Origin of the sequence: Tardiphaga sp. (genome assembly GCF_025356345.1) — a bacterium.
GTDB lineage: Bacteria > Pseudomonadota > Alphaproteobacteria > Rhizobiales > Xanthobacteraceae > Tardiphaga.
Genome location: NZ_JANXTC010000228.1, coordinates 1 through 11,775, shown reverse-complemented (window position 1 = coordinate 11,775; position 11,775 = coordinate 1). Strand labels below are relative to the sequence as shown.

Sequence of the window (11,775 nt, the reverse complement as noted above, 5' to 3'; positions counted from 1 at the left end):
CGAGCGGCTGAAGACGGCTTACCTGGGACTTTGACGATGATTACCGACATTCACTGCCACTTTGTACCGGACGAATTCTTTCGCTTTGCGCAGACGCGGGACGAGTTCGCGATCCGGATCAAGCGCCGCGAGGGCGATCTGATCGACCTCGACATCCGCGGCATGCATTTCGGGCTTAACACGACGTTCTTCGAGATGGACAAGCAGCGCGAGCGGATGCAGCGCGATGGCGTCGAGCGGACTATTCTGTCGCTGGCGACGCCGTTCATCGACTATCATCTCGACGCCAGGATCGCGACCGAAGCGGCGCGGGTCTTCAACGACGCGCTGGCCTCTTCCATCGCCTCGGACCCGACGCGGTTCGGCGGCTGGGCGCTGTTGCCGATGCAGGACCCGCAGGCGGCGGCAACGGAATTGCGCCGTTGCGTCCGCGATCACGGCTTTGTCGGCGGCCACATCGCCTCCAACGTGCGCGGCGTCTATCTGCATGACGCCCAGTTCGAGCCGATCTTCCAGGCGGCGGTCGATCTCAACGTGCCGCTGTTCGTGCATCCCGCCGACCCGCTCGGCAAGGACCGAACCCGTGAATACGAACTGACCATCGTCGCCGGCTATCTGTTCGACAACACCATCAACATCCTGAAGATGATCTGCTCCGGCTTTCTCGACCGCTGGCCAACGCTGAAGCTGGTCTGTGCCCATGCCGGCGCGTTCAGTCCGGTGCTGCGGGCGCGCATGCAGCGCGAGGTCGATACCAATCCAGCGCTGTCGAGCACACTGACCATGCCGGTCGGCGACTATCTGCGGCGGCTGTATTTCGACACCATCTGTTTCGAGCCAGCGATCCTGCGCTACGTCGCCGACGTGGTGCCGGTCGAGCATCTGATGCTCGGCAGCGATGCGCCGTTTCCTCTGGGCGAGCCAGATCCGGTCAACTTCGTCAAAAATGCCCTGCCAGCCGATCAGGTCGACCTGATCCTGCGCCGCAATTTCACCCGCATGCTGGAGGCCTGAATGGAAATCCGACGGCTCACCACGATCAAGGACGTGATCTATTTCGAAGGCGGGCAACCCGCCTATGCGCCGGTGACGCGCGTCGCCGCCTGCGCGGTGATCGCCAATCCTCTCGCCGGCCGTGTCCAGGATGACCTCGAAGAACTGATCGGCTTCGGCGCGGAGCTCGGCGAGTTCTTGGTCCGCGAGGCGCTGACGGCGTTGAAACGGCCGGCGATCTCCTACGGCAAGGCCGCCATCGTCGGCACCTCCGGCGATCTGGAACACGCGGCCGCGATCCTGCACCCGCGAATGGGCAAACCGATTCGGGCGGCGATCGGCGGCGGCCAGGCGATCATTCCATCCAACGTCAAGATCGGCGCGGTCGGCGCGACCATCGACGTGCCGCTCGGCGACAAGGATGACGTGTGGGTTTTCGACCAGTTCGATACGCTGAGCGTCATGGTGGCGAATGCGCCGCGGCCGGACGAGATCCTGGTGATCGTGGCTCTGGCCGACGGCGGACGGCCGCGCGCGCGAGTGAAGAAGGCGTCATGAAGATGCGCAGCATCATCGTCAACGAGCTGATCGTCACCGACCCGGTGCGCTACAAGGACTATCAGGACCAGGTGCCGGCGACGCTGGCGCTGTTCGACGGCCAGTACGTCTCGCGCGGTGCACCTGAACCGATTGTCGGGGAGGCACCGAGCCCGCGCGTGGTGGTGCTGGAATTTCCGAGCCGCGAGCGCGCGCTGGCCTGGTTTCACTCGCCAGAGTTCCAGCGCATCCTCGCGATCCGCGACGAGGCGTCGACCTCGCGGGTGTATTTCCTGGAGGGCGAATAGCTTGCCGGCGGAAAACGACATCGGCAACCGCCCCGCGCTTGAACACGTTCGATTAACCGTGAACGGCAGGCTGTTCGAAGCCGAGGTCGAACCGCGCTGCCATCTCGGTGACTTCCTCCGCCACGACCTGAAACTGACCGGCACTCATATCGGCTGCGAGCATGGCGTGTGCGGCGCCTGCACGGTGATCGTCGACGGCGCGCCGGTGCGCTCCTGCCTGATGTTCGCGGGGCAGGCCAACGGCGCAACGGTCACCACGATCGAAGGCCTGGCTGCGCCCGATGGCACGCTGCATCCGATCCAGCAGGCGTTCTGGGACCGCCATGGCTTGCAGTGCGGCTTCTGCACGCCCGGCATGATGATGACCATCAAGGCCGTGCTCGCGGACAGTCCGGACGCCGACGAGGCCGCGATTCGTGATGCGATCTCCGGTAATTTGTGCCGCTGTACCGGCTACGAGACTATCGTCGATGCCGCGCTGGATGCCGCGCGCGCGATGCGGGGAGGGGTCTGATGGGCGTGCGATATTTCGGATCCAGGGTGCGTCGGGTCGAGGATCCCAGGCTGATCAGGGGGCAGGGCCGCTACCTCGATGATCTCGCCATCGCCGGTGTGCTGCATGCCGCCTTCGTGCGTTCCGCCCATGCGCATGCGCGCATCGTCGGCGTCGATGTCGCGGCGGCGCGACAATTGTCCGGCGTCGTCGCCGTCTACACCGCGGCGGATCTGGGCGAGCTTGCCAGTAAGCGACTGCCGCATACGGTTCCGGTCGGCAACGTCAAGCAGCCCCTGAACTACCAGCCGCTCGCCGATCGCGAAGTCTGCCACGTCGGCGTGCCGATCGCGGTCGTGATCGCCGAGAGCCGCTCGATCGCCGAGGATGCCGCGGCGCTGGTCGAGGTCGACTACGAGGTGCTCGAGGCTGTTGTCGACTGGCGCCGGGCGCTCGATCCTGCTGCGCCGCGCGTACACGCTGACTCGCCGGACAATCTGGTGGCGTCGCTGCACGGCCGTTTCGGCGAGGTGGAGAAGATATTCGCGAAAGCTCCACACGTGTTTGCGGAAACTTTCGAAGTGCACCGCGGCGGCTGCCACTCCATGGAATGCCGCGGCGTCGTCGCGATGCCGGATCCGATGGGCGACGGGCTGACGGTGTGGACCTCGACCCAGATGCCGCACATGGTGCGCCGCCTGATCGCCGATCATCTTGGCCGCGAGGAGCGCACGGTGCGCGTGATCGCGCCGGACGTCGGCGGCGGCTTCGGCCCCAAGGGCGTGTTCTATCCTGAGGAAATCGTGCTGCCGCTGGCGGCGCTGAAGCTGCAGCGTCCCGTCAAATGGGTCGAAGATCGCAGCGAGCATTTCGTGGCGACCGCACAGCAGCGCGATCAGGCCTGGGCACTCGAAGTCGCGGCCGAGGCCGACGGACGCCTGCTGGCCGTTCGCGGCCGCTGCCTGCACGACAATGGCGGCTACGTTCCCTACGGGCTCGGCGCGGCGGTGACGTCGATGGCCGCGTTTCCCGGGCCCTATGCGCTGCGGGCCGTCGATATCAAGATCGACATCGTGTTCACCAATCTGGTGCCCAACACGCCGGTTCGCGGCGCCGGCCGTCCGACGACGTGCTTCGTGCTGGAGCGGCTGGCCGATCGGGTGGCGCGCGAATTGTCGCTGGATCCGGCTGAGGTGCGGCGGCGTAGTTTTGTCTGCAAGGACCAGTTCCCTTATCTCACCGGCATGAACGCGCGCGACGGTTCGCCGATCACTTACGACAGCGGCGACTATCATGCCTGCCTGGAGGCCGTGCTGGAACGTGCCGGTTGCGATTTTGCCAGACGGCAGGCAGCGGCGCTCGCCAAAGGGCGCTATATCGGCCGCGGCATCGCCAGCTATACGGAGGATACCGGGCTTGCGCCGTTCGAAGGGGCGACCATTCGCGTCGAGCCGAGCGGCAAGGTCGTTATCTCCACCGGCGCGGCAAGCCAGGGGCAGGGCCACGCCACGATATTTGCGCAAATCTGCGCTGACATTCTTGGCGTGCGCGTCGAGGATCTCGTCGTCGAAGCCGCTGACACGGCGAAGTTTCCGCTCGGCATCGGCGCCATCGCCAGCCGCACTGCGGTGACCGCGGGCTCCTCCGTGCATCTGGCGGCCGTCGCGGTCCGCGCCAAGGCGCTCAAGGTGGCGAGCGACATGCTCGAAGCCTCCGAAGCCGATCTGGTGCTGGAAGACGGAGCGGTGCGTGTGGTCGGCGCGGCCGCCCTGCATGTGCCGCTCGGCCAGATTGCCTCGCGGCTGAACGGCATGAGCGGCATACCGATCGTGCCCGGCGTCGAGCCGGGCCTTGCCGCCACGGCCTATTACGAAGCGCGCAAGAACACCTTTGCCAATGGCACGCATCTCTCCGAAGTTGAAGTCGATATCGACACCGGCCAGGTGAAGATCTCCCGTTACATCGTCGGCCATGACTGCGGCCTGCTGATCAATCCGATGCTGGTCGATGGCCAGGTGCGCGGCGGGGTCGTGCACGGCATCGGCAACGCGCTGTTCGAGCGCATGATCTACGACGAGGCCGGTCAGCCCGTGACCACGACCTATGCCGACTATCTGCTGCCGACGGCGCCGGAAGTGCCGCGCATCGAGATCATCCACGTTCAGTCGCCATCGCCTCTGAACCCGATCGGGGTCAAGGGCGCCGGGGAGGGCGGCACCATCCCCGCGGCGGCCTGCATCATCGCGGCGATCGAGAACGCACTGGCTCCGCTGGGTGTCCGCGTCAACGAGCACCCGGTCTCGCCGGCGCGGCTGCGGCAGTTGATCAGGGCGGAACGGCCCGCCGACCGCATGGCGGGCGACGCCATTTGACATCATTGCGCGCGAGCGCAAACTTCCTTCAGCTTCCAACCCGTCCCGGAGTTCTCGATGACCAGCAAGCCAGCGTTTCAGTCCTCGCCGACCAATCCGCACATCAAGGAAATCCAGACCATTCCGGAACGGCGCCCAGACATGCCCTATGCGCCGGCGATCCGGGTCGAGAGTCCCTGTGGCCTGTTGTTCATTTCCGGCGCGACGCCGTCGCCGCTGTATCACAAGCATCCGCACGACATCAGCGAACACGACCACCCCAATCGGATCGAGGATCAGACGAGGCGGGCGATGGAAACCATCAAGACGATCCTCGATCACGAGGGTCTGACCTGGACCGACATCGTCAAGGTGACGAAGTATCTGACCGACATCCGCGACCAGGACGGCATGGTGGCCGTGCTGAAGGAATATTTCGGCTCCTGGACGCCCGCCAGCACCACGATCTGCATCAACCAGTTGTCGACGCCTGGCGCCAGGATCGAACTCGACATGATCGCCGCGTTTCCCGCTGCAAAGTAGGCGGCCATGATGATGCAGTGATCGAACCGGTTCTGAACCGCCCCGGGTTGATCGGAGGCTCCAACTTCTGAGAGGATGGAGCCATGACAAGCAAGACGACGAACAAATTTTCACCCGAGGTCCGGGCCCGTGCGGTTCGGATGGTTCTGGATCACGCGAGTGAGCAGTCGTCGCGCTGGGCGGCCGTGACCTCGATTGCGACCAAGATCGGCTGCACCCCGCGGACGCTGCATGACTGGGTCATGAAGGCAGAGATCGACAGCGGGCACCGTGCCGGCGTTCCAGCCGAGATGGCCGACAAGCTGAGGGCGCTGGAACGGGAGAACCGAGAGCTCCGGCAGGCCAACGAGATCCTGCGCAAGGCCAGCGCTTATTTTGCGATGGCGGAGCTCGACCGCCGATCCAAGCCATGATCGCGTTCATCGACGATCATCGTGGGGCGCATGAGGTCGCGCCGATCTGCGAGGTCTTGCGGATCGCCCCGTCGACCTACCACGCCCATGTGGCCAAGCGGCGCGATATGCCCGCTGGATCGCGTCGAACGCCAGTTCAAGGCGCCAAGGCCGAATGCCCTCTGGCTCTGCGACTTTACCTATGTGGCGACCTGGAGCGGTTTCGTATATGTCGCCTTCGTCATCGACGCTTATGCTCGCCGGACCGTAGGCTGGCGAGCGTTGCGCACGGCGCGCGACGGCTTCGTGCTCGCTGCGCTGGAACAGGCGCTTCAAGATCGGTGGCCAGTCCATCGTGGCGGGCTCATTCGCCACAGCGACAGAGGAAGCCAACACGTATCCATTGAGTACACTGAGCGCCTGGCTGAAGCAGGCGTCGAGCCCTCTGTTGGCAGCGTCGGAGATTGCTATGAAAATGCCCTCGCCGAAACCATCAACGGTCCTTACAGGGCCGAGGTGATTCACCGACGCGGGCCATAGCGAAGCTTCGAGGCCGTTGAGTTCGCCACTCTCTAATGGGTGGACTGGTTCAACAACCGGCGGCTCTTGGCGCCCATCGAACATATTCCGCCGGCCGAAGGCGAGCGACGCTATTACGCCATGCTGGAACAACAGGACATGGCGGCATAGCTTGAACCAATTGGCCTCCGGGAAACCCGGAGCGGTTCAAGATACAAAACTCTAGTGAGGCTAGTCTTTACGCAACAAGCCACTTTCACAGATATGCAAATGCATCTTCACCTGTGTTTTGACTGGATTTCAAAGTTCGCGTCTCTCATGGTGACTTACGGCTTGAGCGTAGCATAAAAAAATAGCCTGTCAGGCAACTCGGTGGTCACTCTAATCGCACTTCTGTGCGCATTGCAGTCTGCCGACATCCAATGGCGAGGAAACCAATTTGTCTGAACGCAGGAATCTTCCGCTAGACGGCGTGACGGTGATTGATCTCGGCCAAGTCTATCAAGGCCCCTATGCAACGTTGCTGATGGCAAAGGCCGGCGCCAATGTCATTAAGGTCGAGCCGCTGGCAGGCGAGCCGGTGCGGCAGCGTGTGGCGGTTAGCAGGGGCGCGGCGGTACCGTTCGCTATGCTGAATGCGAACAAGCGCGATATCACGCTGAATCTGAAAAGTCCGCGCGGCCAAGACGTGCTGAAGAAACTCGCCGCACAGGCTGATGTGTTGCTGGAAAATTATGCGCCCGGCGTGATGGACAAGCTTGGTGTCGGTTGGTCAGTGCTTTCGAAAATAAATCCTCGGCTAATCTATGCGTCGGGATCGGGATACGGCATTACCGGGCCCGACCGCGACAATCTCGCGATGGACGTCACCGTCCAGGCGGCGTCGGGCATGATGAGCGTTACCGGTTTTCCCGACGGTCCGCCGGTCAAGTGCGGCCCCGCTGTGGTCGATTTTCTCAGCGGCATCCATCTCTATGGCGGTATCATGACTGCGCTGTACGAGCGCACCTTCACCAACAAAGGGCGGTTGGTGGAGGTGGCGATGCAGGAGACGGTATATCCGACGCTCGCTTCGAACCTCGCCTTTGTTTACGACAAGGGCATCGCGCCGCCGCGCACCGGAAACCGGCACGGGGGGCTGGCTGCCGCACCGTATAATGTCTACGCGACCTCCGATGGTTTCATCGCCATCATCGGCATCAACGAAAGCCATTGGTCGAACCTGCTCAAGGCCATCGAGCGCCCTGACCTAATCGGCGATCCGCGATATCTGTCAAAGGAATTGCGGGTTCGTCATATCGAAGAGGTCGATGGGCTGATTTCGGAATGGACCAGACGGCACAGCAAGGCCGAAGCGGGAAAAATCTTCACCACGTACAAGGTTCCGGCAGCACCGGTTCGGGATCTCATTGAGGTCACCAACGACACGCACATGCACGAACGCGGCATGCTGGAATGGATCGACCATCCGCAGTTCGGGCGCATCGTGGTACCCAACAGTCCACTGCGGCTGCATGGCGTCGATAAGGTGCCCAGCCAGCCCTCGCCACGACTCGGCCAGCACAACCACGAAATCCTGTCGAGCATGCTTAATCTGACGCCCGAGGAAATTGGCAGTCTGGAGGCTGACGGCGTGATCGGTATCGCCGAGCCGGCCCCTATGTAGCGACGTATCGCGCCGGACATCCAATAATAAACGTGAACGAGATGATTGCAGGGGGCGTTGTCCTGTCTGATGAAGGAAATCTCGTCGTCGAGATGGCCGAGCGGATTTTCGCAGACCTTGCGGATTCGCAGGCGGTCATTCAATCGCGCGGCGACGCATGGAAGGCACCGCTTTGGCGGGCGTTGAGCGATTCCGGGCTGCCGATGGCTTGGGTCGCGACGGACGGCGGATCGGCAGATCTCGCCGATGGATTCGGCGCGCTGCGCGCCGCGGGCAGGGCCGCTGTGGCGCTGCCGCTCGCGGAAACAATGCTGGCGGGATGGCTGCTTGCGCAAGCCGGCATCGAACCGCCGAACACGGCGATGACGGTCGCGCCGGCCGGACCGCGGGATCGCGTCATTCTGGGTGCGGATGGTCGTCTCACCGGGCGGGCGCGACGGGTTCCGTTCGCGCGCGATGTGGAGTCGATCGCGGTGCTGGCGTCCGGCGATCGGGATTTATCGATCGCGCTTGTGGCCGTGACCGATTGCATGATCGAGCAGGGCGTCAATCTGGCAGGCGATCCAGCCGACGAGGTGATGTTCTCAGCTGTGCATCCGCTCGTTATTGGAGCGGCGCCCGCCGGATGGAATGTCCGCGCACTGTTGCTGATGGGCAGCGTTGCGCGCTGCCAGCAGATTGCCGGCGCGCTTGAAACCATGCTCGACATCTCCACGCGTTACGCCACCGAGCGGATTGCCTTCGAAAAGCAGATTTCGAAGTATCAGGCGGTGCAGCACAACCTCGCCCGGCTCAGCGGCGAAGTAGCCGCGGCCGTCAGCGCAGCATGCTCCGCCGCGGATGCGCTGGCGTCGGGCCTGGACGGTGACGACGTATTTCTCGAAGTTGCGTCCGCCAAGATTCGTTGCGGTGAAGCGGCCGAGAAGGGCGCGGCGATCGCGCATCAGGTACACGGCGCCATCGGCTACACCTCCGAGCATATCCTGCACCGGCTTACATTGCGCGCGCTTGCGTGGCGCGACGATTTTGGCGTCGAAAGCTACTGGGCGGCTGAACTCGGCAACCTCATCGGTCGGCGCGGCGCCGACGAACTGTGGCCCCTCGTTTCGTCTCGCTGAACCGTTCCGGAATCATCATCATGTCGACTGCTCTCCGTTTCGATCCGATCCGCCTGCCGCCGTATTGCCAGCAATTGCGCAACGAGGTCCGCGGCTTTCTCGCCGAGGAAATCGCCGCCGGGACCTTCAATCCGCAATCGCCTGGCAGCGCCAACTCCGATGACGCGAGGGGATTCAGCAAGCGCGTCGGCGCGCGTGGCTGGATTGGAATGACCTGGCCCAAACAGTATGGCGGCCAGGCCCGTAGCTTTCTGGAGCGCTATGTGGTCACCGAAGAGATGCGTGTCGCAAACGCGCCGGTGCGCCAGTTTTTCGTGGCGGATCGGCAAAGCGGGCCGACGCTGATCCGCTATGCGGCCGAGCGCATTAAGCAGGATATTCTGCCGCGGATCATCCGTGGCGAAATCAGTTTCTGCATCGGTATGAGCGAGCCGAATTCGGGCTCCGACCTGTTTGCCGCTAACACCAAGGCGTCCAAGGTGGAAGGCGGCTGGCGCATCAACGGAACCAAAATCTGGACGAGCAACGCCAACGTTTCCGACTACATGATCGGCCTTTTCCGGACATCGCCGGCCACGAAGGATAATCGCCGCCACGGTCTGACGTCTTTCCTCGTCGACATGACGACGCCCGGGATCGTTTGTAATCTGATCGGACAGATGAGCGGTCAGATGGAATTCAACGAGGTAGTGTTCACCGACGCCTTCATTTCGGATGACCATGTGCTCGGCGAAATCAACGGCGCCTGGAAACAGGCGACCAGCGAACTGGCCTATGAGCGGAGCGGGCCGGAACGATTCCTGGAAACTTACACGGTACTCACCGAACTGGTGCGCGCGCTCGGACCCAATCCGGATATCCGCGCTGCGGAAGGCGTTGGCCGCCTTGTCGCGCAGTTGCACACATTGCGGCGGATGTCGGTGTCGGTCGCCGGCATGCTGGAAGCAGGTCGGGAGCCGGCGGTCGAGGCCGCTATCGTCAAGGACATGGGCACGATCTGGGAGCAGCAGTTGCCACACCGTGTGCGCGATCTCGCCGCGTTCATCGATCCCGACGCCACCAACCACGCGACCCTCAACGAACGCCTGGCGTTCAACATCAAGATCGCGCCGAAACTTACCATCCAGGGCGGCACCACAGAAGTGCTGCGCGGAATCATTGCGCGCGGCCTTGGGTTGCGCTGACACCACTGATCAAGGACATGCCATGAGCGAAGTCAAAGACATCCACGTCGAATCCAGTGGCTACGTGACGACCATCGAAATCCGGCGCCCGCCGCTAAACTTCTTTGACATGGCGCTCATCCAGCAGATAGCCGATGCTCTGGAAGAGATCGACCGCGACGACCAATGCCGCGCAGTGGTGCTCGCGGCCAACGGCAAGGCGTTTTGCGCGGGTGCCAATTTTGCTAATTCCGGCCCGCCGACGCCAGCCGCAGCCAAGGCCAGCTCGGGCGAACTATATCGCGAGGCGGTCCGAATATTCCGCAACAAGAAACCGATCATTGCCGCCGTGCATGGCGCTGCGATCGGCGGCGGGTTTGGCCTTGCCATGTCGGCGGATTTTCGTGTGACGTGCCCGGAAGCAAGGTTTGCTGCGAATTTCACCAAACTCGGATTTCACCCGGGCTTTGGTCTCACCGTTACGCTGACCGAGGCGGTCGGCAAGACCAACGCCGCGCTGATGTTCTACACCAGCCGGCGGTTCACCGGCGAGGATGCCTACCGCATGGGACTGGCATCGGTTCTGGTGGCGCGGGACGAGGTGCGTGCGGCGGCGTTGCAGCTTGCGAGTGAAATTGCCGAATGTTCGCCGCTGGGCCTGCTCTCCACGCGGGCGACCATGCGCGCCGGCCTGGCCGACCGCGTGGCTGCCGCAACGGACCACGAACTTGAGGAGCAATCCTGGCTCAGGGAGACCAACGATTTCAAGGAGGGCGTCAAGGCCACAGCTGAGCGCCGCATCGCCAACTTTCAAGGTCGCTAGATAGGAATGTCTTGGCGTCGACCCCACGCCGGTCCCGTCATTGGGAGCCTGGAAAAGTCGGTCCTGCCGACTTTTCCGCGGCGAAGCAGTCCAGAAAGCCACAAACAGAGGCGAGAGGCCAGATCGCTTCGTCGCAAGAGTTCCTTGCAATGGAGGCGCGGTCACGCGCTTGCCCTTGTCAATTCCCGGTGAAATCGGGCTTCCGTTTCTCGACGTAGTGAGCGACACCCTCCTTGTAGTCCGCCGTTCCGCGACATTTGGCGATCTCGGCATCAGCGAGTTGCGTGGCCGCCGCGAGATCGTGGAACGGCGAAAGCGCGAGTTGCTGTTTGATGATCCTCATCGCGCGCGGCGAGGACAGATTGGCCATGTCGGATGCTATCGCATGGACGGCCGCGCGGAAGCCGTCCGCCGGCAGTACCCTGACCAGCCCCATGCGTTCAGCCTCCTCTGCCACAACGGTGCGTGCCGACAGCAGTAGGTCCGCCGCATTCATCGGGCCAACCAGCCGCGACAGCATCCACGCGCTGCCATGCTCGGCGACAAGCCCGCGGCGGGCAAACGACGTCGACAGCTTGTTGCCCGCCGCCATGTAACGCAGGTCGCAATACAGCGTGAGACACAGTCCAACGCCGGCGACCGGGCCGTTGATGGCTGCGATCAGCGGCTTGGGAACGTCGAGCAGATAGCTGTATCGCTGGTCGAAATTTCCCACGCGGGGGGGCACTGGCTTTGCCGCCGGCGCGCCACTGGATCCTTCCGCGAGTTTGCCCATTTCGGCGCCGACGCAGAACGCGCGGCCTGCGCCCGTCAGAACGATGGCGCGGACATCATCATTCGCGACAGCGTCGGCGATACGCCCCCGCAAT

At 63.3% G+C, this 11,775-nt stretch carries 11 protein-coding genes, 1 pseudogene and 1 other annotated feature; of the genes and pseudogenes, 11 read left to right on the top strand and 1 reads right to left on the bottom strand.

Features of this window, described 5'->3' with window-relative positions; all coding sequences use genetic code 11:
- Positions 1-36 precede the first annotated feature (36 nt).
- The 11 genes and pseudogenes from Q0S16_RS13860 to Q0S16_RS13810 all read left to right on the top strand — a co-directional run bounded on the left by Q0S16_RS13860 (position 37) and on the right by Q0S16_RS13810 (position 10,906).
- Positions 37-1,014 carry an amidohydrolase family protein gene (locus Q0S16_RS13860; protein ID WP_295849158.1) on the top strand — a complete coding sequence of 326 codons (978 nt, stop codon included), beginning with the start codon at positions 37-39 and terminating at the stop codon, positions 1,012-1,014.
- Positions 1,015-1,551: an amino acid synthesis family protein gene (locus Q0S16_RS13855; protein ID WP_295849156.1), complete on the top strand. Its 537-nt coding sequence runs from the start codon at positions 1,015-1,017 to the stop codon at positions 1,549-1,551.
- Entirely contained in the window at positions 1,548-1,838 is a 291-nt protein-coding gene (locus Q0S16_RS13850) for a DUF1330 domain-containing protein (protein WP_295849155.1), read from the top strand. Before Q0S16_RS13855 ends, Q0S16_RS13850 begins: the two co-directional genes overlap by 4 nt.
- A gap of 1 nt (position 1,839) precedes the next feature.
- Positions 1,840-2,352: a 2Fe-2S iron-sulfur cluster-binding protein gene (locus Q0S16_RS13845; RefSeq protein ID WP_295849153.1), complete on the top strand. Its 513-nt coding sequence runs from the start codon at positions 1,840-1,842 to the stop codon at positions 2,350-2,352.
- The gene (locus Q0S16_RS13840) at positions 2,352-4,703 is read left to right on the top strand and encodes a xanthine dehydrogenase family protein molybdopterin-binding subunit (RefSeq protein WP_295849151.1); all 2,352 of its coding nucleotides are present in this window, start codon (positions 2,352-2,354) and stop codon (positions 4,701-4,703) included. The genes Q0S16_RS13845 and Q0S16_RS13840 overlap by 1 nt, the downstream gene beginning before the upstream one ends.
- Before the next feature lie 57 nt (positions 4,704-4,760).
- Positions 4,761-5,225 (top strand): RidA family protein, encoded by a 465-nt coding sequence (locus tag Q0S16_RS13835; protein ID WP_295849149.1) that lies wholly within the window; start codon positions 4,761-4,763, stop codon positions 5,223-5,225.
- A gap of 83 nt (positions 5,226-5,308) precedes the next feature.
- Positions 5,309-6,307 (top strand): annotated as a pseudogene (locus Q0S16_RS13830) (IS3 family transposase).
- Positions 5,593-5,709, top strand: a sequence feature (AL1L pseudoknot). (Overlaps the previous pseudogene by 117 nt.)
- Positions 6,308-6,608: 301 nt before the next feature.
- Positions 6,609-7,802 (top strand): CoA transferase, encoded by a 1,194-nt coding sequence (locus Q0S16_RS13825; RefSeq protein WP_295849162.1) that lies wholly within the window; start codon positions 6,609-6,611, stop codon positions 7,800-7,802.
- Between the two features lie 62 nt (positions 7,803-7,864).
- On the top strand, positions 7,865-8,920 hold the full coding sequence (locus Q0S16_RS13820) for an acyl-CoA dehydrogenase (RefSeq protein ID WP_295849160.1): 1,056 nt from the start codon (positions 7,865-7,867) through the stop codon (positions 8,918-8,920).
- A gap of 20 nt (positions 8,921-8,940) precedes the next feature.
- Positions 8,941-10,104: an acyl-CoA dehydrogenase family protein gene (locus tag Q0S16_RS13815; protein ID WP_295849147.1), complete on the top strand. Its 1,164-nt coding sequence runs from the start codon at positions 8,941-8,943 to the stop codon at positions 10,102-10,104.
- A 22-nt stretch (positions 10,105-10,126) separates the two neighbouring features.
- Positions 10,127-10,906: an enoyl-CoA hydratase/isomerase family protein gene (locus tag Q0S16_RS13810; RefSeq protein ID WP_295849145.1), complete on the top strand. Its 780-nt coding sequence runs from the start codon at positions 10,127-10,129 to the stop codon at positions 10,904-10,906.
- A gap of 178 nt (positions 10,907-11,084) precedes the next feature.
- Here Q0S16_RS13810 and Q0S16_RS13805 read toward each other — a convergent pair.
- The coding region (locus Q0S16_RS13805) for an enoyl-CoA hydratase-related protein (protein WP_295849143.1) at positions 11,085-11,775 on the bottom strand (691 nt) is incomplete at its 5' end.